General features: G+C 37.3%; 26 protein-coding genes. All 26 read left to right on the plus strand.

The window, feature by feature from the left end; translation table 11 throughout:
- Complete coding sequence (gene flhB / locus NSQ95_RS06560; protein ID WP_340884029.1) at positions 1-1,086, plus strand: flagellar biosynthesis protein FlhB; 1,086 nt, start codon at positions 1-3, stop codon at positions 1,084-1,086.
- An 18-nt stretch (positions 1,087-1,104) separates the two neighbouring features.
- Positions 1,105-3,138, plus strand: a complete 2,034-nt coding sequence (gene flhA / locus NSQ95_RS06565; RefSeq protein WP_340884026.1) for a flagellar biosynthesis protein FlhA — start codon at positions 1,105-1,107, stop codon at positions 3,136-3,138.
- Positions 3,135-4,235: a flagellar biosynthesis protein FlhF gene (flhF, locus tag NSQ95_RS06570; protein ID WP_342560511.1), complete on the plus strand. Its 1,101-nt coding sequence runs from the start codon at positions 3,135-3,137 to the stop codon at positions 4,233-4,235. The genes flhA and flhF overlap by 4 nt, the downstream gene beginning before the upstream one ends.
- Positions 4,219-5,085 (plus strand): MinD/ParA family protein, encoded by an 867-nt coding sequence (locus tag NSQ95_RS06575; protein WP_342560512.1) that lies wholly within the window; start codon positions 4,219-4,221, stop codon positions 5,083-5,085. The genes flhF and NSQ95_RS06575 overlap by 17 nt, the downstream gene beginning before the upstream one ends.
- A 1-nt stretch (position 5,086) precedes the next feature.
- Entirely contained in the window at positions 5,087-6,154 is a 1,068-nt protein-coding gene (locus NSQ95_RS06580; RefSeq protein ID WP_340884018.1) for a chemotaxis response regulator protein-glutamate methylesterase, read from the plus strand.
- A gap of 15 nt (positions 6,155-6,169) precedes the next feature.
- A complete protein-coding gene (locus NSQ95_RS06585) occupies positions 6,170-8,209 on the plus strand; it encodes a chemotaxis protein CheA (RefSeq protein WP_342560513.1) in 2,040 nt (679 codons plus the stop codon).
- Between the two features lie 11 nt (positions 8,210-8,220).
- Positions 8,221-8,676 carry a chemotaxis protein CheW gene (locus NSQ95_RS06590; RefSeq protein ID WP_340884013.1) on the plus strand — a complete coding sequence of 152 codons (456 nt, stop codon included), beginning with the start codon at positions 8,221-8,223 and terminating at the stop codon, positions 8,674-8,676.
- Between the two features lie 4 nt (positions 8,677-8,680).
- Positions 8,681-9,310 carry a chemotaxis protein CheC gene (locus NSQ95_RS06595; RefSeq protein ID WP_342560514.1) on the plus strand — a complete coding sequence of 210 codons (630 nt, stop codon included), beginning with the start codon at positions 8,681-8,683 and terminating at the stop codon, positions 9,308-9,310.
- A 1-nt stretch (position 9,311) separates the two neighbouring features.
- Positions 9,312-9,818, plus strand: a complete 507-nt coding sequence (locus NSQ95_RS06600; RefSeq protein WP_340884010.1) for a chemotaxis protein CheD — start codon at positions 9,312-9,314, stop codon at positions 9,816-9,818.
- Complete coding sequence (locus NSQ95_RS06605; RefSeq protein WP_340884009.1) at positions 9,818-10,114, plus strand: hypothetical protein; 297 nt, start codon at positions 9,818-9,820, stop codon at positions 10,112-10,114. Before NSQ95_RS06600 ends, NSQ95_RS06605 begins: the two co-directional genes overlap by 1 nt.
- Positions 10,115-10,208: 94 nt before the next feature.
- Positions 10,209-10,982, plus strand: coding sequence for a FliA/WhiG family RNA polymerase sigma factor (locus NSQ95_RS06610; RefSeq protein WP_169358616.1), 774 nt, complete (start codon positions 10,209-10,211; stop codon positions 10,980-10,982).
- A gap of 18 nt (positions 10,983-11,000) precedes the next feature.
- A complete protein-coding gene (locus NSQ95_RS06615) occupies positions 11,001-11,297 on the plus strand; it encodes an RNA polymerase subunit sigma (protein ID WP_169358617.1) in 297 nt (98 codons plus the stop codon).
- An 8-nt stretch (positions 11,298-11,305) separates the two neighbouring features.
- Complete coding sequence (locus NSQ95_RS06620) at positions 11,306-11,797, plus strand: hypothetical protein (RefSeq protein ID WP_342560515.1); 492 nt, start codon at positions 11,306-11,308, stop codon at positions 11,795-11,797.
- Positions 11,798-11,949: 152 nt separating this feature from the next.
- The gene (gene rpsB, locus NSQ95_RS06625) at positions 11,950-12,672 is read left to right on the plus strand and encodes a 30S ribosomal protein S2 (protein ID WP_169358619.1); all 723 of its coding nucleotides are present in this window, start codon (positions 11,950-11,952) and stop codon (positions 12,670-12,672) included.
- A gap of 88 nt (positions 12,673-12,760) precedes the next feature.
- Complete coding sequence (gene tsf / locus NSQ95_RS06630; RefSeq protein ID WP_251552892.1) at positions 12,761-13,648, plus strand: translation elongation factor Ts; 888 nt, start codon at positions 12,761-12,763, stop codon at positions 13,646-13,648.
- Between the two features lie 94 nt (positions 13,649-13,742).
- Positions 13,743-14,465, plus strand: coding sequence for a UMP kinase (pyrH, locus tag NSQ95_RS06635; protein ID WP_169358621.1), 723 nt, complete (start codon positions 13,743-13,745; stop codon positions 14,463-14,465).
- Positions 14,465-15,022: a ribosome recycling factor gene (gene frr / locus NSQ95_RS06640; RefSeq protein ID WP_169358622.1), complete on the plus strand. Its 558-nt coding sequence runs from the start codon at positions 14,465-14,467 to the stop codon at positions 15,020-15,022. Before pyrH ends, frr begins: the two co-directional genes overlap by 1 nt.
- Positions 15,023-15,156: 134 nt before the next feature.
- Positions 15,157-15,951: an isoprenyl transferase gene (locus NSQ95_RS06645; protein WP_169358623.1), complete on the plus strand. Its 795-nt coding sequence runs from the start codon at positions 15,157-15,159 to the stop codon at positions 15,949-15,951.
- A complete protein-coding gene (locus NSQ95_RS06650; RefSeq protein ID WP_169358624.1) occupies positions 15,948-16,745 on the plus strand; it encodes a phosphatidate cytidylyltransferase in 798 nt (265 codons plus the stop codon). Before NSQ95_RS06645 ends, NSQ95_RS06650 begins: the two co-directional genes overlap by 4 nt.
- A gap of 18 nt (positions 16,746-16,763) precedes the next feature.
- A complete protein-coding gene (dxr, locus tag NSQ95_RS06655; RefSeq protein WP_342560516.1) occupies positions 16,764-17,912 on the plus strand; it encodes a 1-deoxy-D-xylulose-5-phosphate reductoisomerase in 1,149 nt (382 codons plus the stop codon).
- A 41-nt stretch (positions 17,913-17,953) separates the two neighbouring features.
- Positions 17,954-19,213 carry an RIP metalloprotease RseP gene (gene rseP / locus NSQ95_RS06660; protein ID WP_342560517.1) on the plus strand — a complete coding sequence of 420 codons (1,260 nt, stop codon included), beginning with the start codon at positions 17,954-17,956 and terminating at the stop codon, positions 19,211-19,213.
- A 679-nt stretch (positions 19,214-19,892) separates the two neighbouring features.
- Entirely contained in the window at positions 19,893-24,212 is a 4,320-nt protein-coding gene (locus NSQ95_RS06665) for a PolC-type DNA polymerase III (RefSeq protein WP_342560791.1), read from the plus strand.
- A 135-nt stretch (positions 24,213-24,347) separates the two neighbouring features.
- Positions 24,348-24,827: a ribosome maturation factor RimP gene (gene rimP, locus NSQ95_RS06670; protein WP_169358627.1), complete on the plus strand. Its 480-nt coding sequence runs from the start codon at positions 24,348-24,350 to the stop codon at positions 24,825-24,827.
- A gap of 22 nt (positions 24,828-24,849) precedes the next feature.
- A complete protein-coding gene (nusA, locus tag NSQ95_RS06675; protein ID WP_340883985.1) occupies positions 24,850-25,980 on the plus strand; it encodes a transcription termination factor NusA in 1,131 nt (376 codons plus the stop codon).
- Between the two features lie 20 nt (positions 25,981-26,000).
- Positions 26,001-26,279 carry a YlxR family protein gene (locus NSQ95_RS06680; protein WP_251552889.1) on the plus strand — a complete coding sequence of 93 codons (279 nt, stop codon included), beginning with the start codon at positions 26,001-26,003 and terminating at the stop codon, positions 26,277-26,279.
- Entirely contained in the window at positions 26,276-26,596 is a 321-nt protein-coding gene (locus tag NSQ95_RS06685; protein ID WP_169358630.1) for a YlxQ family RNA-binding protein, read from the plus strand. The genes NSQ95_RS06680 and NSQ95_RS06685 overlap by 4 nt, the downstream gene beginning before the upstream one ends.
- Position 26,597: the final 1 nt, after the last annotated feature.

Consider the following 26,597-nt stretch of genomic DNA (forward strand, 5'->3'; position numbering starts at 1 on the left):
ATGTTGATGCTCCGATTGGATTTACAGTACTTCGCAGGAGAAAAGACAGAAAAGGCTACTCCTAAAAAAAGACAGGATTCTCGAAAAAAAGGACAAGTGCTAAAAAGTCAGGATGTCACAAGTGCCATTGTGTTACTAGCAGTATTCGTCTTTATGTTTTTCTTTGCAGGATTTTTACGAAATGAGATTTTTACTTTCTTCAATGTTACTTTTACAAAGTATATGTTAATGGATTCCATTTCCATCCCCATAGCTATTGAGATTTATAAGGATATGCTAATGGAAATGGCGATGATTTTGCTCCCTATCATGTTAGTTGCTGTAGTTGCTGCTGTTGCGGCGAACTTCTTTCAGTTTGGCTTGTTATTTACGACGGAGCCTTTGAAATTTGATTTGAAGAAAATAGACCCGATAAAGGGACTTAAGCGAATCTTTTCGATGAGGGCAATCATTGAACTATTAAAATCCATTCTTAAGATTACATTTATAGGATCTGTTACAACGATGATTTTATGGTTGAACCTTGAGCAAGTGCTCTCTTTATCCTTCAAAACTGCTTGGGACACCTTATCAACAATAGGCTGGCTTACAGGAATGATGGGTATTGTTGCTTCCCTTGTCTTGTTGTTTATATCGATCTTAGATTTCTTCTATCAGCGCTTTGATTACGAGAAAAATTTGAAGATGTCTAAGCAGGATATAAAAGACGAACATAAGAACTCAGAGGGCGATCCTATTATTAAATCACGTATTCGGCAGAGACAAAGAGAAATGGCCATGCGTCGAATGATGCAGGAAATTCCTACAGCTGATGTTGTCATTACGAATCCTACTCATTATGCTATTGCACTAAAGTACGATGACCAATCAATGGAAGCCCCAATCGTAGTGGCGAAGGGTGCCGATTACGTTGCTCAAAAGATTAAAATGATTGCTAAGGAAAATGACGTGGTAATGGTTGAAAATCGGCCACTGGCTAGAGGGATGTATGACCAGGTAGAAATTGGTCAACGAATTCCCGATGAATTCTTTAAGGCGGTAGCTGAGGTATTAGCTTATGTGTATCGCATTAAACAAAAAATTTAAAGATTGAGGTGGAAGTATATGCAAGTCCGCGATATATCCGTTTTAGCAGCAGTAATTTCTATTGTGGCTATGCTCGTGATACCTCTTCCTCATTGGTTATTGAGTTTTTTAATCATTGTTAATATTACTATTGCTCTTTTAATTTTAATGACGGCAATGAATATGCAAGAGGCATTACAATTTTCTGTCTTCCCAACATTATTATTATTAGTAACCTTATTTAGACTTGCGCTTAATGTTTCCACTACACGCGCGATTTTAGCTGAAGGGGATGCGGGGAAAGTAGTAGAAACGTTTGGAACATTTGTTACAGGTGGGAATATGTTAGTTGGGTTAGTAGTTTTTGCAATTTTAGTTATAATCCAATTTATCGTAATTACTAAGGGAGCTGAACGTGTATCAGAAGTTGCTGCCCGTTTTACCTTGGATGCTATGCCTGGTAAACAAATGAGTATTGACGCTGACTTAAATGCCGGAATGATTTCGGAGAAGGAAGCAAGAGAAAGACGTGAAAAGGTAAGTGGAGAAGCCGACTTTTATGGAGCAATGGATGGTGCAACCAAATTTGTAAAGGGTGATGCGATCGCTGGTATTATTATCGTAATTATTAACTTACTATTTGGTATTATCATCGGTGTAGTTCAGTTTGGACTACCTTTTGGTGAGGCTGCAGTTTTATTCTCCACAATGACTGTTGGGGATGGACTTGTGTCCCAGATTCCGGCTCTGCTAATATCGACTGCTACAGGTATTGTAGTTACAAGAGCTGCATCTAAAGGTAATTTAGGTGGAGATATTACAGGTCAGTTATTAAATCAGCCTAAGCTACTTTATGTAGCAGCTGCCACAATCGCACTTCTTGGAATCGTAACACCTATTGGAGTGATTCTTACTTTTCCTATCTCGGCTATTTTAGTTATTGGGGCATACATGATGGGTAAAACAGAAAAAGAGGATCCGGAAGAGCTAGAGGAGTTCCAGGAGGAAGCAGCTACAGATAATATGAAGAGCCCTGAGAATGTTATTAACCTATTAAATGTAGATCCTATAGAATTTGAATTTGGCTATGGACTAATTCCCCTTGTTGATACAGCACAAGGCGGAGATTTACTTGATCGTGTAGTAATGATTCGCAGACAGCTGGCGTTAGAGCTCGGTATAGTAATTCCTGTCGTACGTATACGAGATAATATTCAGCTACAGCCAAATGAGTACCGCATCAAAATAAAAGGGAATGAAATGGCTCGAGGAGAATTGCTGTTAGATCACTATCTTGCTATGAGCCCTGGAGACGATGATACGATTGAAGGGATTGATACTATTGAACCTTCTTTTGGATTGCCGGCTAAATGGATAACTGAGGCGGTCAAGGAAGAAGCAGAGATTATGGGATATACAGTCGTAGACCCACCTAGCGTTGTTTCTACTCATATGACAGAAATTATCAGAAACCATGCCCATGAGTTACTTGGTAGACAAGAGACGAAGCAGCTCATTGATCATATTCGTGAAACATCTCCAATTCTAGTGGACGAATTGACTCCAACTCCAATGACAATAGGAGAGATTCAAAAGGTACTAGGAAACTTACTAAGAGAGCATGTTTCAATCAGAAACTTGCCAATTATTTTCGAAACACTTGCAGATTATTCAAAAATGACATCCGATGTCGATATATTAACTGAATACACTAGACAAGCTTTAGCAAAACAAATAACATCTCAATATGCTGGGAACAGTAATACACTTAAAGTTTTAACGGTGTCTGGTAAGGTAGAGAAAATGGTTGCTGATAGTATTCAACAAACTGAGCATGGTAACTACCTTTCAATTGATCCTACTGATTCGCAAGCTATATTGGAATCTATGGCGAGAGAGGTGGAACGAGCTTCTCTGATGGAGCAGTCTCCGATAATATTATGTTCACCAGCAGTAAGAATGTACTTAAGACAAATGACCGAAAGATATTTCCCTCAAATACCGATTCTTTCGTATAACGAACTAGAATCATCTATTGAGGTACAAAGCGTTGGGGTGGTGAATGTTGAATGAAAATGAAAAAATATATCGCAGCCACTATGCCTGAAGCAATGAAGGCTATTCGAAAGGAATTAGGAGACGAAGCAGTAATTCTCAGTTCTAAGGTTGTATACTCAAAAGGTTTTCTAGGAATGTTTAAAAAGAAATCTATTGAGGTTTTAGCTGGAATGGATAGTATAGAGCTTTCAAATAAAGCAGCAAATTTACCGACTGTGCAACTTGATCCTGATTCTAATCAAACTTTAGAGATAAAAAAAGAATTAGAAGATATAAAGAATATGGTTAAATCGATTCAACGTCCACAGTTGGAACAACAATATTCGGAAGAACTTCATACACTTATTCACCACCTTAAGCAACAGGAACTAGCAGAGGAGCTTATCACGCGAGTAAGTGATGAGCTTTTTGTGCATGGTAAAAAAACGATTGAAGAACAATTACACTTCACAAAAAACTATTTAAATAATATCCTTAGTGACCTTTCATTTGGAGGAATCTCCTACGAAAGAAAATTTATTAATGTGCTAGGGCCCACGGGTGTTGGTAAAACAACGACAATTGCAAAAATGGCGGCCCGTGCAGTTCTTGAAAAGAAGAAAAAAGTAGGTTTTATCACAACCGATACTTACCGCATTGCTGCAATAGAACAATTAAAAACATATGCAGGTCTTTTACAGGCACCTATCGAAATTGTCTACAGTCAAAAAGACTTCCAACAAGCTGTTCATCAATTTGAGAAGTTGGACCTGGTCTTTATCGATACAGCAGGTAGAAACTATAAAGAAGTTAAATTTGTAGAGGACTTACAAAAGTTAATCGATTTTAAGGACAACACGGAAACTTTTCTTGTTCTCTCTTCTACCTCTAAAGAAAGAGATATGGAAATAATAATAGAGCAATTTACAGATTTTCCAATTGAAAAATTGATATTTACTAAAATCGATGAAACAAATTCTATTGGCTCAATGATTAATTTAATGGTTAAATATAACAAGGGACTTGCTTACTATACAGACGGGCAAGAAGTACCGGAAGATATTGTAGAGGCTAGTCAAGATGGAATAGTCGAGTTGCTATTAAAGGGGATTCATAATGAGAGATCAAGCTGAGGAATTACGATTGAGAATGCTTCGCAATCATAGTCAGTTAGGCCGTTCTATTGCAGTAGTTAGCGGAAAGGGGGGCGTAGGGAAAAGTAATTTTTCTACAAACTTCACATCGATGCTTAGTGCGCAAGGGAAAAAAGTGGTCTTAATCGATATGGACATTGGAATGGGTAATATTCACATTTTAATTGGAAAATCGGCGCCTCATAACTTAAAAGATTATTTAGTGGGAGAAAAATTATTAGAAAGTGTCATGTTTGATGGACCAAACGGACTGAAATATATATCTGGAGGTTCAGGACTAAATGGAGTCTTAGAGTGGTCGGACAGTATGTTTGAAAGGCTAATTGAAGCGTTTGAATTCCTTCAAAAGTCCTATGATTATATTATATTCGATATGGGTGCTGGGGCCACATCTCAAACATTAGACCTGTTAGTTGCATTAGATGACATTATCGTCATAACAACGGCAGAGCCTACATCAATCACTGATGCCTACTCTATGATGAAATATATATATCTTAAAGATCCACAGAAAAGCTTCTTTCTTTTATGCAATCGAGCTTTTTCAAAAGAAGAAGGAGAAGATACGACGGCTAGATTGAAGTTGGCTATGTCCAAATTCCTTTCAAAGGATGTGGTTGTTCTAGGGAGCTTACCAGAGGATCCCACAGTACGTAAAGCAGTCCAACAGCAAGTACCTTTTTCCATTTTGTATCCGCAAAGTGAAATCTCTAAAAAGCTTTCCTCTATTGTTAGCAAGTTTACAGAAGAGCAGTTGGAAGCAGTTCCTTCTAATCCGAGTAAGTTTATTGATAAATTGAAAAGCTTATTTAAAGGAGGCGGTAAGTAGGATGGGACCAAAGAAAAAATTACTTATCGTGGATGATTCAGCTTTTATGCGTAAATTAATCGGGGACTTCTTTAAGGAAAGCAAAACAATTGAAGTAGTTGGTATAGCCCGAAATGGATCAGATGCCCTTAGAAAAATTAAAACACTACGTCCTGATGTTATTACGATGGATGTAGAAATGCCAGAGATGAATGGAATAGAAGCCCTAAAACAAATAATGATTGATTCGCCTGTTCCAATCATTATGCTTTCTAGTACTACTCAACGGGGTACGGAAAGTACTTTACTAGCTATGGAATATGGTGCAGTAGACTTTGTAGCTAAACCTAGTGGCACCATATCTTTAGATTTACATAAGATTAAAGATGAATTAGTTGAAAAAGTAGAACATGCTTCAAGAATCACTATAAGTAAATTAAAAAAAGTACAACTACCAACAAGAGAAGAGCCAAAGGTAGCGATGAACCAATCTGTTACACATAGGCTGCTAAACAAAAAAAAGATGGTATTGATCGGTACTTCTACAGGGGGACCACGAGCTTTACAAGAAGTTCTACCCAATTTACCAGGGAATTTAAAGGCTCCTGTTCTAATTGTCCAGCATATGCCTCCTGGATTTACTAAATCACTTGCGGAACGTTTAAACCAACTATCCGAGATAGAGGTAAAGGAAGCAAGTGAAGGAGATATTATTCGGAATGGACATGCGTATATAGCTCCAGGTGGATATCATATGCGCATAAAAAAAGTAGGAACCGCTTATACGATAAAACTGGATGATGTAGAGCCTCCTAGAGGAGGACATAGACCGTCTGTGGACGTTCTATTGGAAGACAATAGCAGCTATAATGACTTTGATAAAATCGTAATCATTATGACTGGTATGGGTTCGGACGGCTCTAAAGGCCTGAAGCGGTTAGTTGAGGCTGGTAAAGTAGTAACAATTGCTGAATCCTCGAATACATGTATTGTTTATGGCATGCCTAAAGCAGCGGTAGAAACAAAATTAGTGAACGAAGTGGTAGATTTAGAGAGAATTGCAAACACAATCACACGGTATTTACCTTAAAGGGGAGTTAAGTTCATGGATATCAATCAATATTTAGAGATGTTTATAGAAGAAAGTAAGGAGCATTTACAGGCTTGTAATGATCATTTACTAGAACTAGAGAAAAATCCCCAGGATCTTTCTATTGTTAATGAAGTTTTTCGTTCTGCTCATACATTAAAAGGGATGTCTGCAACAATGGGGTACGAGGACATAGCTAATCTTACTCATAAGATGGAGAACGTTCTAGACGAAATTCGAAATAGCCGTTTAAATGTTACTCCAGAGCTTCTTGACGTAGTTTTCGTAGCGGTGGACCAGCTAGAAGAAATGGTCTTTAACATTGCTGAAGGTGGAGATGGAAAACTGAATGTAGAAGAGACTGTAAGAAAGCTTCATATGATTGAAACCGGAGAAATAGAAGTTGCTGCTACTGTTGTAAATAATGTTTCTTCAACCTCGCTAGAAAATTATTTAACTTATGACGATTATGAAATGACTGTCATACAGCAATCTGCAGAACAAAATTATTTTTCATATGAGATATCTATCAAACTTCGAGAAGATTGCTTGCTTAAAGCTGCCCGCGTGTATATGGTTTTTGAGCTACTTGAAAAAATGGGAGATGTTATTAAATCTTCTCCTTCCGTTGAAAAGCTCGAAGATGAGGATTTTGATGAGCAGTTCTATGTAGCCTTCGTTACGACGGAGACGCAAGCTGATGTACAGAAGAAGCTGATGAAAGTATCAGAGGTTACGGAAGTAATCGTAAACACGGTTAGTCTGGAACAATTAAAGAAACGACAAAATGAAGCCTTTGAAAAAGAAGGAAGCACTGTCATAGAACTACAGACAGTAGAGAAACCAACAACAGAAGTGAAAGCTTCCGGAGATAAACAAGTAGCTACAAAGAATAACCAGACCCACGGCAACAAAACAATCCGGGTTAACATCGAGAGATTAGATATTTTAATGAACTTGTTTGAAGAGTTAGTAATTGATAGAGGTAGGCTTCAATCGATTTCTGAAAACCTCCATGATAGTGAATTAGAGGAAACTGTAGAACGTATGGCAAGAATTACGGGTGATTTACAGAATATTATTCTCACAATGCGTATGGTACCAGTAGATACAGTATTCAATAGATTTCCTAAAATGGTTAGACAGCTGGCAAGAGACTTGAACAAAAAGATTAATCTACAGGTTATCGGTGCTGACACAGAGTTAGATCGTACGGTAATAGATGAAATTGGAGATCCACTTGTTCATCTTATTAGAAACTCTTTAGATCACGGCATTGAAAGTCCTGAAATTCGAAAAGCAAAAGGTAAACCGGAAGAGGGTACTGTTATACTTCGAGCTTATCATAGTGGTAATCACGTCTTTATTGAAATTGAGGACGATGGTGCAGGGATTAGTCGTGAAAGAGTATTGAAAAAAGCAATAGCTAAAAACATTGTTACACCAGAGGCCGCAACGGTAATGAGTGATAAACAGGTTGCGGAGTTAATATTATCATCTGGTTTTTCGACGGCGGAAGTTATTTCTGATGTATCAGGACGTGGCGTAGGTCTTGATGTAGTAAAAACAACGATTGAATCATTGGGAGGATCTATTGAGATTTCTTCTACTGAAGGACAAGGGTCCTTGTTTTCTATTCAGTTACCTTTAACGCTGTCTATTATTTCAGTCATGTTAGTGGAACTAGGAAAAGAAATTTTCGCTGTCCCTCTTTCTTCTATTATTGAGACCGCAATCATTCGTTCTTCCGACATTTTAAATGCTCACAATCAGAAGGTCATCGATTTCCGTGGCAAAGTTGTGCCGCTTGTATTCTTAGAAGAAGTATTTGAAGTTCCTCATGAGCGTCTAGAGGAAGAATTTCATTCCGTAGTGCTTGTAAGAAAAGGAGATAAAATGGCTGGCTTAGTTGTTGATTCATTTATTGGCCAACAAGAGATTGTATTAAAAACTCTTGGAGCATACTTGTCTAGTGTATTTGCTATTTCAGGAGCAACTATTCTAGGAAATGGGAAAGTAGCCTTAATAATTGATTGTAACGCTTTAATAAGGTAGGGGGAAAAATAATGACAGAGGCTTTAGAAATAGAAAACTTAAAAGTAGTTGTTTTTCAATTAGCGGACAAAGAATACGTAATACCAGTAAGCCAAGTACAAGGAATTGAGAAACTGATTCATATAACGAGAGTTCCCAAGACTCCTTCTTTTGTAAAGGGTGTCATTAATTTACGTGGTGTAGTTACACCTATTATCGATTTAAAAAGCCGATTTGGTTTAGGTGAGAGCAATTTAAATGATTCATCTCGAATTATTATTATTTCTTTAGAAGATATGAATGTTGGGGTAATTGTAGACTCTGCAAATGATGTATTAGATATTTCGAAGGATTCCATTGAACCACAGCCGGAAGTAGTTGGAGGATTAGAACAAGACTTTATAGCAGGTGTTACTAAAATTGACAAGCGTCTATTAATATTACTGCATCTAGATTTAGTTTTAAATCCTATTAAGACAGGAGCTTAGTCTAATGTTTGAAAAGCAAATTACTTCCGTCCATCTGGATGTCCTACGAGAAATTGGGAATATTGGAGCAGCTCATGCTGCTACTGCACTGTCCATGCTATTAAACAAAAAAATAGATATGAATGTTCCTAAGGTAGAAATGGTGACCTTCGATGAAATGATGGAGCTAGCTGGCGGGGCAGAAAGTGTTGTGGCAGGAATATATCTTCGAATTGCAGGAGATGTCAATGGGAGTATGTTCTTTGTATTACCTGTGGAGCAAGCAAATCAATTTATTCGAAGATTAGTTCAAGATGACCAAATAGATTTTGAAAAGGCTAAAGTAACTGAGATTGGCGCGTCTGCTCTTCAAGAACTAGGTAACATATTATCTGGCTCTTATTTATCGGCTCTCTCTGATTTTACAAAGCTAAATATATATCCATCTGTTCCTGCATTGTGTGTAGATATGGTAGGAGCAATCATCAGTTTTGGTCTTGTAGAGCTTTCACAAATAAGTGATTATGTTATTGTCATTGATACAGCTATTAATGAAGAAGAAATGGAAAATGGAAAAAGTGTCCACGGACATTTCTTCTTACTTCCAGATCCAGAATCATTTCAGACGATCTTTCAAGCCTTAGGAGTAGAATAATATGATTGAACAAGCTCAAATGGCAGCGGTGGTGAAGGTAGGAATTGCTGATATGAACATTGTAAAGGCTCCTCAAATTATAAGGACCACAGGCTTGGGGTCTTGTGTTGGAGTAGTTTTATATGATGATAAATCTCAGATAGCTGGTATGGTTCATATAATGCTTCCTAACTCTTCTTTAGGTAGAGGTGAAAACATTAATACGGCCAAGTTTGCTGATACGGGTATTCAAGCGCTTATTAACCTCTTAAAGCAAGAAGGGGTAAGTAGTGATAGACTACGAGCTAAAATAGCTGGCGGTGCACAAATGTTTCAATTTTCGTCCAGTAGAGACACGATGAGAATAGGTCCTAGAAACGTAGAAGCAGTAAAAGAATATTTAAAAAAATACTCCATCCGAATAATTTCAGAAGATACTGGAGGGAATAGCGGGAGAACAATTGAGTTTGATCCTCTGACCAAGCTGTTAAATGTACGGACGGTTAACCAAGGGGTGAAAAATATTTAATGGTTGGAACGATTATGTCTAATTTTTGGATAGCGTTGCTAACATTTAGCATTCTTTTTCTCTTCTCTTACCCATTTATAGAAGGGGCAATTATTCTTATACCGATTATTTTGTGGGCTATCCTATCTTTTTTTATAACTTTTGGGGGTCGTGCAATTTTATCTTATGTACTAGACGATAGAATGAAAAAATTAGAAGTCGAGGTACCTTTTACCCAGGAAAGTTCTCAAACAACGGTTGTCGGTTCAAAAGAATATGCTGAAATTATAAAAGATATGATAAATGAGGAATCTTAAGTGGGGGGCGATTTTTCTTCGTCTCCCCTTTTTATACGAAATTTTGGTATAATATCCATAAATAATAGAATGCAATGTCGAAAGGAGGATATTTGTGTCAAAACAAAACTTGACAGAGGAGCAGCTCCTTTGGAGAAGATGGACTGAAAGCAAGGATCCTCAAGCGGGCGATTTACTTCTAAAGAAATATACTCCACTAGTTACGTATCATGTTCAACGGATAGGTGCGGGTATACCTCAAAATGTTTCGAGAGATGAGCTCAAGAGCCTTGGTATGATGGGCTTATTTGATGCATTAAATAAGTTTGATCCTTCTAGAGATTTGAAGTTTGATACATATGCATCCTTCCGGGTGAGAGGAGCTATAATAGATGGGCTAAGAAAAGAAGACTGGCTCCCTAGATCATCTCGTGAAAAAGCTAAAAAACTGGATCAGAAAATAGAAGAATTAGAGCAAAAACTAATGCGACATGCGACACCAGAAGAACTGGCCGATTTTGCAGAAATACCTTTAGAGGATGTATATCAGACTGTTCAAGAACACTTCTTTTCTAATGTTTTGTCTATAGATGAACAATTACATGATCAGGATGAAATGGATAGCAAATCTTTTGTGATCCGAGACGATACACAAACTACGCCTGAACAAAAGCTGGTAAAGGACGAGCTAATTAATGACCTTGTCAATCAAATCCAACACTTAAATGAAAATGAGCAATTAGTATTAAGTTTATTTTATACAGAAGAATTAACTCTAACTGTTATCGGGGAGATGCTCGGCTTATCTACCTCGAGAATATCTCAAATACATTCTAAGGCACTTTTTAAGCTTCGGAAGCTATTAGTAAATGAAATGATGAACACCTAAAGTGTGGAGGGCTGACAGATGAGTCTTAAAGGTTTGGAATTACAAATAGCTATCCCAAAGACTGTGGATGCAGGGAAAATGGCTGATCAGATGCAGCAGCAAAGCCTAGTTAACCAAGCCAACGCCCAAGCTGCGACAGAAAGGCAAATAGAAAAGAACAGAGAAACTGTTATAAAATCTAATCATATAGAAGCAGACGCAAAGGGAAACCAACAGGAGCAGGATGAGCAAGAGAAGAAAGATAGAAAAAAAGGACAAGAGAACAACAGTATAAAACATCCTTTTAAAGGGAACTTTGTGGACTATAATGGATAGGAGAAAAAATGACAACAATTATTATAATAGCACTGTTTCTTCTCCAAATTATTAGCTTTTATTTCATTGCATTATTAAATATGAAATTATCAAAATATAAAGATTTGGAAGACAGACAAGAACAAACTATGAAAGAAATAGAAGAATCATTTAGTGCTTATCTAGCAGACATGAAGGATGAAAATGATCGCCTTCTATATGAATTAAAGGAAAACAGTTTTGTTCCTCCTCTAAAGGAACATGCTTCCGCACAAGAAGAAGTTTCTACTACTATAAAAAATGATATAGATCCGTCCTTTGTGCTTTCAAGGCCACTCGTATCCAAACATAAGGTAGCAAATAGCTATGTCCAGGCTGCTAGTTTGCCAGAAATAAAACAGCCAGTTACGATGAAAGAGAAGGTACTATATTATAGTGAAGAAGGAAAAAGTCCAATGGAAATAGCCAAATTGCTTCAAATAGGAAAGACGGAAGTAGAACTTTTCTTAAAGTTTAAGTAATAAATAGTTGAAAGTATAAAATAACTATGGTATATTACAATACGGTATGAATACACACGCATTACGGATGAACTTGGCAGGTGCTCTAGAAATAGAGTAGCCAATGACAGATGATGGATGCGGAAGACTAAACCAAACCAGGAGGAAATAAAATGTCAGTAATCTCTATGAAACAACTACTTGAGGCCGGTGTACACTTCGGTCATCAAACTCGCCGTTGGAATCCAAAAATGAAAAAATACATTTTTGTTGAACGTAACGGAATCTATATCATCGATCTTCAAAAAACGGTGAAAAAATTAGAAGAAGCTTATGATTTCATGCGCCAAGTAGGTCAAGATGGCGGGAAAGTTCTTTTCGTTGGAACTAAAAAACAAGCTCAAGAAGCTATTAAAGAAGAAGCTGAACGTTCAGGTAACTACTACATCAACCAACGTTGGTTAGGTGGTACTTTAACAAACTTCGGTACTATTCAAAAACGTGTTGCACGCTTAAAAGCAATCGAAAAAATGGAAGAAGACGGTACTTTCGCTGTACTTCCTAAAAAAGAAGTTGTTCAACTTAAAAAACAACACGAACGTCTAGTTAAATTCTTAGGCGGTATCCGTGATATGAAAGCTGTTCCAGATGTAATGTTCGTAGTTGACCCACGTAAAGAGCGTATTGCAGTAGCAGAAGCTCGTAAATTGAACATTCCATTAGTAGGAATTGTTGATACTAACTGTGACCCAGATGAAATCGACTATGTAATCCCTGCAAATGACGATGCAATCCGCGCAGTAAAATTATTAACTGCTAAAATGGCGGATGCATTACTTGAAGCAAGACAAGGTGAAGATGCAGAAGTAGCTTCAGCTGAAGTTGCTGCTGAGTAAGACACATGTAAGTACAGGTGATAAGCGGCCAAACCACTTATCACCTTTTTTTGAGAAACGACATGATTCGTACTAGGAGGAATTTATAATGGCAGTTACAGCTCAAATGGTAAAAGAATTGCGTGAAAAAACTGGCGCAGGTATGATGGATTGTAAAAAAGCTTTAGTTGAAACAGACGGAAACCTAGAAGCAGCAATTGACTTCTTACGTGAAAAAGGTCTTTCTTCTGCAGCTAAAAAAGCTGATCGTATCGCAGCTGAAGGTACAACTTACATCCATATTGATGGAAACAAAGCTGTATTATTAGAAATGAATGCAGAAACGGATTTCGTTGCTAAAAACGAAGGATTCCAAACATTAGTTAAAGATGTAGCTTCTCACTTATTAGCTACTGAACCTGCTTCAGTGGAAGAAGCATTAGCTTCTAACATTCAAGAAGGCGTTACAGTTGAAAATGCTATTTCTAATGCAGTAGCAAAAATCGGAGAAAAAATTACTCTACGTCGTTTTGTTATTGAAACAAAAACAGATGCAGACGCTTTTGGACCGTACCTACACATGGGTGGACGCATTGGTGTTCTAACTGTTCTTGAAGGATCTACTGATGATCAAGCAGCTAAAGATGTTGCTATGCACATCGCAGCTTTAAGCCCATCATATATCTCTCGTGATGAAGTATCTGCTGAAGAAGTAGAGCATGAGCGTAAAATTTTAACTGAACAAGCATTAAACGAAGGTAAACCTGAAAATATCGTTGCAAAAATGGTAGAAGGTCGCCTTGGTAAATACTTTGAAGAAGTGTGTTTATTAGACCAATCTTTCGTTAAAAATCCAGACCAAAAAGTACGTGCTTTTGTTGAATCAACTGGTGGTAAACTAGTTTCATTCACTCGCTATGCTGTTGGTGAAGGAATCGAAAAACGTGAAGACAACTTTGCTGAAGAAGTAATGAGCCAAGTTAAAGGAAATAACTAATAATAAGAACTTTAAGTTCTTATTTTATAGAAAAACTCTAGGGAGCACGTAATTTGTGTTCCCTATTTTTCAAGAAAAGAGATGGAGGATATCTATGAGCACACCATATAAAAGAATCGTTTTAAAACTAAGTGGCGAAGCATTAGCTGGAGAAAAAGGATTCGGATTGTCACCTGAAATTATCAAATCAGTAGCTGAGCAAGTGAAAGAGGTAGTGGATCTTGGTGTAGAGGTTGCTGTTGTAGTTGGTGGAGGCAATATCTGGAGAGGTAAAATTGGAAGTGAGATGGGTATGGACCGTGCGAATGCTGACTATATGGGCATGTTAGCTACGGTAATGAATTCATTGGCACTACAAGATTCTCTAGAGCAATGTGGAGTTGAAACTCGTGTACAGTCTTCCATTGAAATGCGTCAAGTGGCAGAGCCGTACATAAGAAGAAGAGCTATTCGTCATTTGGAGAAAAAACGTGTAGTAATCTTTGCAGCGGGAACAGGAAATCCATACTTCTCGACTGATACTACAGCAGCCTTAAGAGCGGCAGAAATTGAAGCAGATGTAATCTTAATGGCTAAGAATAATGTAGATGGTGTGTATTCTGCTGATCCTAAGACGGATAAAACAGCAGTGAAATATGATGAATTGTCTTTCTTGGAAGTAATTCAACAAGGTCTGCAAGTAATGGACTCAACAGCGTCCACGCTATGTATGGACAATGATATTGCACTTATTGTATTCTCAATTATGGAGAACGGAAATATTAAAAAGGCTGTCCTAGGTGAATCTATCGGTACAGTCGTTAGGAGGAATTCATAATGCCGAAACAAGTAATAGAGCAAACAAAAGATAAAATGGCTAAAACTATTCAAGTGTATACAAGAGAATTGGCTTCTATCCGTGCTGGTCGTGCAAGTGCAGCATTATTAGACAAAATAACTGTAGATTATTACGGTGCTCCAACTCCAATTAACCAAATGGCTGGTATTTCAACACCTGAAGCTCGTTTACTAACGATTCAGCCATATGATAAATCCATTTTAGGAGATATCGAAAAAGCGATTATGAAGTCAGATTTAGGGATTACGCCAACAAACGATGGTAACCTAATTCGTATCGCTATTCCTGCACTTACAGAGGAACGTCGTAAAGACTTAGTGAAACAAGTGAAAAAAGAAGCAGAAGAAGCTAAAGTAAATATTCGTAACGTACGACGTGATGGAAATGACGACTTGAAAAAGTTGGAGAAAGCCGGAGAAATCACAGAAGATGATTTAAGAAGCTATACTGAAGAAATTCAAAAAATCACAGATGCAAATATTGAAAAAATTGATGCAATCACGAAAGACAAAGAAAAAGAAATTCTAGAAGTTTAAGCGCTTCTAGCCAGTCTTACAGTTGAACTTTTATTCGAGGAAGGCGTCCTTTTAGTAGGACGCCTTTTTATATTCGTCTTTATTTGTTATGATAAGATATATGCTTCGAGAAGGTTTAAAGTGGAGGTTAATGCATGTTAAAAAAACTTATGCGTAAAAATGATCAAGCGATAAGTAACTGTTTAAATGAACGGATTGAAAATGTCCGAAAAGAACAATTGCCAGACCATATAGCCATTATAATGGATGGGAATGGTAGATGGGCTAAAAAAAGAGCTCTACCACGAATCGCGGGTCATCATGAAGGAATGCAAACGGTTAAGAAAATAACGAGGTTTGCAAACGATGTTGGAATAAAAACGCTCACTCTATATGCATTTTCGACAGAAAACTGGAAAAGACCGAAAGTCGAAGTTGAATTTTTAATGCGGTTGCCTGAGGAATTTCTTAATACGTATTTACCAGAATTGATTGAACAAAATGTTCAAGTACGAATGATGGGTAATATTGAACTACTACCAGAGCATACTAAAAAGGCAGTAACTAAGGCTATGGAAAAAACAGCAAATAATAATGGCCTAATATTAAATTTTGCTTTAAATTATGGAAGTAGAGATGAAATTGTTCAAGCTATAAAGAAAATAGCTAGTGATGTGCAAAAAGGAAACATGACAGTAGAAGATATATCAGAAAGTAAGTTCAATGATTATCTAATGACAAAGGACCTGACCGAACCGGACTTACTTATTAGAACAAGTGGAGAGGTTAGATTAAGCAACTTCATGCTTTGGCAGCTTGCTTATACTGAATTTTGGTTTACAGACACATTATGGCCAGACTTTGATGAAGGCTGTTTACTAGATGCGATTGAAACTTTTCAAAAACGTAATAGAAGATATGGTGGAATTAAGGAGGAAGAAACAAATTGAAAACAAGAATCATCACGGGTGCGGTGGCTTTAGCGCTCTTTCTTCCTATTGTTCTGCTAGGAGGACCTGTATTTACTGTTCTAATTTATGCGATTGCTGCAATAGGATTATATGAAATATTAAAAATGAAGGGTATAAGCTTAATTAGTTTTCCAGGTATTATATCAATTCTTCTTTTATTCTTACTATTATTCCCTTCCGTATATACAGAGAAAATAGTTAATCTTACAGGGCATACAAAGCTCGAATGGATATTCGTAGCAGTATTCATTTTATTAATATTTACCGTATTAACGAAAAATAAATTTACATTCGAAAATGCATCATTTGTGCTATTAAGTACGTTATATGTTGGGATTGGCTTTTATTACTTTATTGAAACACGAGCAATAGAAGGTGGTTTGGCATATGTCATTTTTGCCTTATTAATCGTTTGGACCACGGATTCTGGAGCTTATTTTACAGGGAGAAAGTTAGGTAAACGAAAGCTTTGGCCAGAAATATCTCCAAATAAGACGGTTGAAGGTTTTGTTGGGGGTATAGTTTGGGCAATAGTAACAGCACTAATTATCCAATCGATCAGCCCGCTTACATCTTCATACATAATATTGATAGGGATTACAATCGTAGCCTCTATATTCGGGCAACTTGGGGATTTAGTAGAGTCAGGTATTAAAAGACACTTTAATGTAAAAGATTCAGGTAATCTTCTTCCTGGGCATGGTGGTATATTAGACCGTTTCGACAGTCTTCTTTTTGTCTTGCCATTATTGCATTTTTTACATTTTATATAAGGGAGACGACATTATTTCATGAGTAAAAGAATAAGTTTATTAGGTGCAACAGGTTCTATCGGGATACAAACATTAGATATAATAAGGGAGCATCCAAATAGATTTCAATTAGTTGCATTTTCTGTTGGTAAAAATATAGAAGAAACAAAAAAGATTCTAAAAGAGTTCAAGGTAGAGGTTGTGTCTGTCCAAAAAGAGGAGGATGCTATTTTACTTCAACATGAGTTTCCAAAAGTAGAAGTTGTTTTTGGCGATGAAGGTTTAATACAAGTGGCTGCTCATACGAAAGCAGATGTTCTAGTGAACGCTGTTCTAGGAAGCGTAGGTTTAAGACCTACTTTAGAAGCGATTAATAAAGGTATTACTATAGCGATCGCTAATAAAGAAACATTAGTTACTGCTGGTCATTTAGTAATGCGGGCCGCTAAAGAACATAATGTGCCGATATTACCAGTGGATAGCGAGCATTCAGCACTTTTTCAAGCAATGAATGGAGAGAAAAAATCTGAAGTATCTAAACTAATCATTACTGCGTCAGGTGGTAGCTTTAGAGACCGTACACGCGAAGATTTAAAAAACGTCACTGTAAAAGAAGCATTGAACCATCCAAACTGGTCGATGGGTTCTAAAATCACAATTGACTCAGCGACGATGATGAACAAAGGCCTTGAAGTAATTGAAGCGCACGTTCTTTTTGATATCTCTTATGATGATATTGAGGTTTTATTGCATAGAGAAAGCATCATACACTCCATGATTGAATTCAAAGATACGAGTGTGATAGCTCAATTAGGAACACCGGACATGCGAGTACCAATTCAATATGCCTTGTCATATCCAGATCGATTGGAGCGTTCAAATGCTCAACGATTAAATTTAGCGGAAATTGGAAAACTTCATTTTCAAGAGATGGATTATAAGAGATACCACGCCTTAAAGCTTGCGATAGACGCAGGCCGAGCAGGAGGTACAATGACGACTGTCTTGAATGCTGCTAACGAGGCTGCAGTAAGTCTATTTTTACAAGAAAAGATTAAATTCCTTGAAATTGACGAATTAATCGAACGAGCAATGGACGAGCATTCTAATATTTCTTCACCAGATTTAGATACTATATTATTTGTTGATAGCCAAACGAGAAAAACTGTTCAAAACATGGTAAAATAATGTATTGAGGAAAGATAAGCAGGAGAAAAAGGTGGGGTATAATGGAAACAGCCATTGCGTTTATAATCATATTTGGAAGTATTGTTTTTTTTCATGAGCTAGGGCATTTTATATTTGCCAAAAGAGCTGGAATAATGGTTCGAGAGTTTGCTATTGGCTTTGGTCCTAAAATATTTGGTATGACTAAAGGCGAAACTCTGTACACAATCCGTTTATTACCAATGGGTGGATATGTACGGATGGCTGGAGAAGATTTAGATTCCGTAGAATTGCAGCCTGGTTATCGTCTAGGTATTCGCGTAAACAAGGATAACAAAATCGATCAAATCGTACTTAACCAAAATAAACAGTTTCCTGATATGCTCTTTTTAGAAGTAGAAAGATCAGATTTGATGAAGGACATGTATATTGAAGGCTATGATGAGGAAGAGCGTTTAGTTCGTTATCAAGTGGCAAGAAACGCTGTTATCATTGAGAATAATACAGAAACATTTATAGCCCCTTACGATCGACAATTTGGTTCAAAAACAGTTGGACAACGTGCTCTAACGATTTTTGCGGGACCTTTGTTTAACTTTATATTAGCTTTCTTTATATTTTTAGCTCTAGGACTGATACAAGGTATTCCAACTAATGAGCCTATCATTACGACAGTAGTGGATGATAGCCCAGCTGAAATGGCAGGTATGAAAGACGGCGATTTAGTTAAAGAAATCGACGGAGTGCAAATTACAGAATGGGAGCAGCTATCGAATGCTGTGAGAGAAAGTGCAAACGAGCCGATGACTTTCGTCGTAGAACGAGATGGTATGATGGAAGAACTGATGATTACTCCAAAAGAAGTATCTACAGAAGAAGGGAAAGTCACACAAATCGGCGTCACGTATCAAAGTCCTTATGAGAAAAATCCAATAGGAGCAATAGCCTTTGGAGCGGAACAAACCTATGAATTGACGAAACGAATATTTACTATTTTAGGTACATTAATAACCGGTTCATTTAGTATAGATGACTTGTCTGGTCCAGTGGGCATATATCAAGCAACAGATACAGTAGCACAATTAGGAGTATTTAATCTTATGTACTGGGCGGCAGCGTTAAGTATAAATCTAGGAATTATGAATTTGTTACCACTACCTGCACTAGATGGTGGTAGATTATTGTTCTTCCTATTTGAAGCAGTAAGAGGAAAACCAATTGATAAACAGAAGGAAGGAATGGTTCATTTTGTTGGAATCATGCTTCTAATGATACTGATGGTAGTAGTTACCTGGAATGATATACAACGATTCTTCCTATAGAGTAACTTGGTGAATACTGGGCAATCTTTTTGTTTATAGATTTGATAGAATATGTTAGAGGGGGAGTTCGAGTAGCTGAACTTCCTTTCTTTTTCTGTTAATGGTTCAATTTAATCTATAATAATGTTTAATATAGTACTTTATATAAAAGAATCTTATTTAAGAAGGCTATGTGAAAGATTAGGGCTGATTTATGATGCAAAGAAATCTTTAAACCAGAGTGTGGAATTGATTTCCGCGCCAGCCGGACGCTTTCCGTGGGTTGATCGATAAGCCATCAGCTATCGCTTACGCGCGTGGTTGTGATGTCTTATCTGTCTCACTCATCCCACAGGAGTCGCCTTCTGTCGCTTCCAATCAATAAATGAGAACAGCTTTAATGTATCGAAAAGTGCTTATCAATTACTTGCATTAACAAAGCTGAAAAACGGTCACCAGCCCCAATTTCAAAATCTATTTATGTTTTTACCTTTGTTTATGTTTACAGTCACTATTAAAAAGAATTGTTAGTCAAAATAAACCCAAATCTTTAACAAAGATTTTTAAGAAAAAGAATAAATAATGATTTCATTGATTTTCCTCTCCCCGTCTGCTATTTCGTTGGGAATAGGATGTCTAAAAGAATAATCGCATTCAAAAACAAATAAAATATATAGAATTAATTTTAAAATAAGGGGGGATAGGTAATATGCAAGATGGCAAAATGAGAATGCATCTATTGTTGCAACAGCTAGAGTTGACCGAAGACACTGTTGTTAAGCATTTCGAAAATGCTTCTATTACAAGATTTACAGTTCATAAAAAACAAAGACAATGGCATTTTCAAATCAATATAGCTGCCGTTCTTCCTATCGATGTCTATAACCAATTCCAATCAAGACTAGAAGAAAAATTTCAAGGGATTGCTACAATATATTTAGAAATCAATTGTGAGCATCCAGAAGTAACAGAATCGCTCATAAAAGCTTATTGGACAAGTGTACTTAAAGAGTTGAGCGACATGGCTCCTCCTTTAAAAGATTGTCTACTTGGTCAAGAGCCCGAGTGGAATGGTCAGATGATTCAGCTGACATGCGGACAAGAATTACAACAACGTACTTTTAAAAAGAAATATATTGAACAAATTGCAAGTGTATATGAGAGCTTTGGTTTTCCTAAACTTGCGATAGATTTTAAGTTAGTCGAGGATACAGAGGCTTTAGCTGAAGCACAGGTAGCTTTTTTAGAACAACGAAGAATGGAAGAAGAGCAACTTGGGAAAAAGGCTTTAGAAGATATGCAAAAGAGAGACTCTCGTCAGGATAGTGGTGAAGCCAGCGAAGATGGTCCATTCCAGCTAGGTACTCCACTGAAAAAAGAAGAGGCAAGTGTGGAGATACGTTCTATACAAGATGAAGAGCGCCGTGTAACGATTGAAGGCTTTGTGTTTGATGTCGAGGTGAAAGAGCTGAGAAGTGGTAGATCTCTATTGACGGCTAAGGTCACTGACTACACAGATTCTATTCTTGTAAAAATGTTCTCTCGCGACAAAGAAGACGCTGGAATGATGGAGCGCCTTAAAAAAGGAATGTGGATAAAGGTAAGAGGATCAGTTCAAAACGATACATTTGTGCGTGATTTAATCATTATGGCTCAAGATATGTGTGAGATTAACCCTGTACTAAGATATGATACTGCAAAAGAAAAAAGAGTCGAGTTACATATGCACACTCCGATGAGTCAAATGGATGCGGTTTCTTCTGTATCGGCGTTAGTTTCTCAAGCAGCAAAGTGGGGCCACCAGGCAGTAGCCATAACGGACCATGCGAATGTGCAATCATTTCCGGAAGCGTATGCTGCTGGTAAAAAGAATGGCATTAAAATTTTATATGGACTAGAAGCTAATCTAATTCATGACGGTGTTCCAATAGCTTATGACGAGCAGCATATCCCACTTGAGGATGCAATTTATATAGTTTTTGACGTAGAAACAACCGGTTTATCCGCCACATATGACAAAATCATTGAGCTTGCTGCAGTTAAAATGCAAAATGGCAATATTATAGATAAGTTTGAAAGATTTGCGAATCCACATCATGCTTTATCAGCTACAACAATTGAGCTTACAGGTATCACAGATGATATGGTTCGCAATGCACCAGAAATAGAAGACGTTATACGGGATTTTCATGAGTTTATTGGAGACGGCATAATTGTTGCCCATAACGCATCATTTGATATGGGCTTTTTATACGAGGGGTATAGAAAGTGTGGCATTGATCACTTTGATCATCCAGTAATTGATACGTTAGAGCTGGCTAGGTTTTTACATCCAGAGATGAAAACACATAAACTAGGTACTCTAGCCAAAAAGTTTAATATTGAATTAACACAGGCCCACCGAGCAATTTTTGACTGTGAAGCAACTGGCTATTTACTTCTTCACCTACTAAAAGAAGCTGAAGAAAACAATATTCATTATCATGATGACTTTAACAAGCACATCGGCCAAGGTGATTCATACAAAAGAGCTAGACCATCTCACTGCACAATTTTAGCTGTTAATGATGAGGGGCTTAAAAATCTATTTAAGCTAGTGTCCTTGTCACATACAACAACATTCTATCGAGTTCCACGTATTAAGCGTTCAGTACTACAAAAGCATAGAGCTGGATTGATCATTGGCTCTGGCTGCGATAGAGGTGAGGTATTTGAGGGACTCATGCAAAAGCCGTTAGAAAAGGTTGAGGAGATTGCAAGTTTCTATGATTATCTGGAGGTTCATCCGAAAGAAGTCTATGCTCATTTAATAGAAATGGAACTAGTAAGAGATGAGTGGAATCTAGAAGATATTATTCGTAAATTAATTAAAGTAGGGAAAAAGCTGGGAAAACCAGTAGTAGCGACAGGTAACGTACATTATTTACATGAGAATGATGCAATGTTCCGAAAAATTCTTGTCAATTCACAAGGGGGGGCAAACCCGCTTAATAGGCATGAGCTTCCTAAAGTACATTTTAGAACGACAAATGAAATGCTTGATGCCTTCTCCTTCTTAGGGGAAGAGCTAGCAAAAGAGATAGTTATAACAAACCCTAATAAAATTGCGGACTCAATAGAAGACATAAAACCGATTAAAGACGATTTATATACTCCAAAAATTGAAGGTGCGGATGAAGAGGTTAGAGAACTGACCTATACCAAAGCAAAAGAAATTTATGGAGAGAATATACCTGAGATTGTGGAAGCTCGTATAGAAAAAGAACTTACCTCAATTATCGGACATGGCTTTGCCGTTATCTATCTAATCTCTCATAAGCTAGTAAAGAAATCTTTAGATGATGGTTACTTAGTTGGTTCTCGTGGTTCTGTAGGCTCGTCCCTTGTAGCAACATTAATGGATATAACAGAGGTCAATCCTATGCCTCCTCATTATGTCTGCCCAAACTGTAAGCATTCGGTGTTCTTCCAAGACGGCTCAGTCGGCTCTGGATTCGATTTACCAAATGCCAACTGTGAAAAATGTGATACACCTTATGTAAAAGAAGGACAAGATATTCCATTCGAAACATTCTTAGGATTTAAAGGCGATAAGGTACCAGATATCGACTTAAACTTTAGTGGAGAATATCAACCAATCGCACATAATTATACGAAGGAACTGTTTGGGGAAGAATATGTTTTTAGAGCGGGAACGATAGGAACTGTTGCAGAGAAAACTGCTTATGGGTACGTCAGAGGCTACATGAATGATAACAATATAAATTTACGTGGAGCTGAAATCGATCGCCTCGTACAAGGATGTACAGGAGTAAAACGAACTACAGGGCAACATCCCGGCGGTATTATCGTTGTACCTGACTATATGGATATTTATGATTTTTCACCAATTCAGTTCCCAGCAGATGCTCAAGATTCTGAATGGAAAACGACACACTTTGACTTCCATTCCATTCACGATAATCTACTTAAGCTGGATATATTAGGACACGATGATCCAACGGTCATTCGTATGCTCCAAGATTTATCTGGAATTGATCCTAAAACAATTCCAACAGATGATCCTGAAGTGATGAAAATATTTAGTGGGCCAGAGTCACTTGGTGTCACAGCAGAACAAATCGATTGTAAAACTGGAACCCTCGGCATCCCAGAATTTGGGACCCGTTTCGTTAGACAAATGCTTGAAGAAACAAAGCCATCTACTTTTTCCGAGCTTGTTCAGATTTCCGGACTGTCCCATGGGACGGATGTTTGGTTAGGCAATGCTCAAGAGCTTATACAAGCAGGCACCTGTCAGCTTTCTGATGTAATCGGTTGTCGTGACGACATTATGGTCTATTTGATTTATCAGGGACTTGAGCCATCACTTGCGTTTAAAATTATGGAATCTGTACGTAAAGGGAAAGGTTTAACGCCTGAGTTTGAAGCAGAGATGAAATCGAAAGGTGTAGCCAACTGGTATATTGAATCGTGTAAAAAGATTAAATACATGTTCCCAAAAGCGCATGCCTCTGCCTATGTTTTAATGGCTGTTCGTATTGCATATTTTAAAGTTCATTTCCCAATACTATATTATGCGGCATATTTTACTGTACGAGCGTCAGACTTTGATTTGATCTCTATTGTAAATGGCTCTCATACGATAAGAGCTAAGTTAGATGAGATTAATGCTAAGGGATTAGAAGCATCTAACAAAGAAAAAAGTTTAGCTACAGTGCTAGAGCTTTCCCTAGAAATGTCAGAGCGTGGCATTAAGATGCAAAAGATTGATCTTTATAAATCCAAAGCGCATGAGTTTACTATAGAAGGTAATACATTAATACCACCTTTTGATGCAGTGCCAGGGTTAGGGACAAATGTAGCAGTTCAAATTGTTAATGCTCGCAAAAATGGTGAATTTCTCTCTAAAGAGGATTTACAGCAAAGAGGAAAAGTATCCAAAACAATCATTGATTATTTAGATGCAATGGGTTGCCTAGAAGGGCTTCCTGAAGCAAATCAGCTTTCGTTGTTTTAGTCACTAATTTGCAAACAAACCTATGGTATGGTAAGATAAATCTACCAATGTTTCATAGTTCTGTGACGAAAGAGTGGGATTTCCCGCTCTTTTCTGTTGTTATATAGAAAATCACGGTTTTGTAAGGAGGCCTTTATGAGTAATATAACTAGTAAAATGGAAGAGCTTGTTTTACCGATTTTACAAGAAATGAACTTAGAGCTCGTTGATATTGAATATGTAAAAGAAGGTCGCGATTGGTTTTTACGTGTGTATGTCGATACACCAACTGGTGGAATCGATATTGAACAATGTGCACAAGTAAGCAACAAACTAAGCGAAAAGCTGGACGAAGAAGATCCTATTAAGGAAAATTACTTTTTAGAAGTTTCCTCTCCAGGGGCAGAGCGTCCATTGAAAAAAGAAGCTGATTTTATTGCAGCTGTAGGGAAATATGTTTTTATTAAAACTTATGAGCAGATTAATGGTGCAAAAGAGTTTGAAGGAACATTACTTTCTTATACTGCAGAAGAAGGCGCTTTAATAGAAATTCGCATCAAAACAAGAAGAGTAAAAATTCAAATTGAAAAAGAGAAAATTGCGCTAGCTCGTTTAGCAATCGATTTCTCTGCATAATGTATATTGAGGAGTGGTGGCTGTGAGTAGTGAGTTATTAGATGCGTTAACAGCGCTAGAGAAACAAAAAGGGATTTCAAGAGATGTATTAATCGAGGCAATCGAAGCTGCTTTAGTTACGGCTTATAAAAGAAATTTCAATCAAGCTCAGAATGTTCGCGTCGACATTAATTTAGCGAATGGTTCGATGATCGTTTATTCAAGAAAAGATGTAGTTGAAGAAGTAGGAGATGGTCGTTTAGAGATCTCTTTAGAGGATGCACAAGCTATTAATCCACATTATACAATTGGAGATGTAGTGGAAGAAGAGGTTACTCCACGTAATTTCGGCCGCATTGCTGCACAAACAGCGAAACAAGTTGTAACGCAAAGAGTTCGTGAGGCTGAACGAGGATTAATATACGAAGAGTATGTTGATCGTGAAGACGATATAGTAAATGGTATCGTTGAACGACTAGATGCGCGTAATATATATGTAGGATTAGGGAAAGTGGAAGCTGTTTTACCAGTAAACGAACAAATTCCAACTGAAACATATCGTCCCCATGATCGTATCAAAGTGTATATTACAAAGGTTGAACGAACAACTCGTGGACCACAGGTGTTTGTTTCAAGAACACATCCAGGATTACTTCGTCGCTTATTTGAAATGGAAGTACCTGAAATTTTCGAAGGTATTGTAGAGATTAAATCTATCGCTCGTGAAGCTGGAGATCGTTCAAAAATATCTGTGTTTGCACATAACGAAGAAATTGATCCAGTTGGCTCATGTGTAGGTGCGAAAGGTGCTCGTGTTCAAACGATTGTAAACGAACTAAGCGGAGAAAAAATTGACATTGTTGAATGGTCAGAAGATCCGATTGTTTTCGTTGCAAATGCACTTAGTCCTTCGAAAGTTTTAGATGTTCAAGTAAATGAAGAAGAAAAATCCACTACTGTAGTAGTACCAGATTATCAATTATCCCTAGCTATTGGTAAAAGAGGCCAAAATGCAAGACTTGCAGCTAAGCTAACTGGCTGGAAAATTGATATTAAAAGTGAAACTGATGCTAGAGAGCTAGGAATTTATCCTAACGAGAATTCTCCACAGCTAATTGTAGAAGAATTAGAAAATGATATGGATGATTTTGATTTTTACAAAGACGAAGAGTAAGAATAGGAGGCTGATTTAGTATGGCCACTCAAAAAAAAATCCCATTACGAAAATGTGTTGCTACTGGAGAAATGTTTCCTAAAAAAGAAATGATTCGAGTAGTTCGTTCTAAGGAAGGCGAGGTTAGCGTGGACCCAACAGGAAAAAAATCTGGTCGTGGTGCGTACGTCTCTAAAACCGTAGAAGCTGTTAACCAAGCGAAGAAAAAGAATTCTTTAGGTAATCATTTAGAAGCAAGCATTCCAAATGAAATATATGACGAGTTAATCGTCATGATTGAAAGAGAAAAGTTGAAATGAATATAGAACAACAAATTACGCAACTATTAGGACTCGCCACTAGAGCTAGAAAAACGATTTCTGGTGAAGAGTTAGTCGTAAAAGAAATTAGAAGTAAGAAAGCAAAGCTAGTTATATTAGCTAACGATGCTTCACATAATACTGCTAAAAAATTGAATGATAAATGTGCATCTTTTAACGTTGAGCTGCATGTCTTTGGAGACCGGCACGATCTCGGACATGCGACGGGAAAAGAGGCCAGAGTGGCAATAGCCATTATGGATGACGGTTTCGCTAAAAAACTGTCCGGCCTTCTCAACGAATATAACCGGGGGTGAG

The organism is Psychrobacillus sp. FSL W7-1457 (assembly GCF_038593405.1).
Lineage (GTDB): Bacteria > Bacillota > Bacilli > Bacillales_A > Planococcaceae > Psychrobacillus.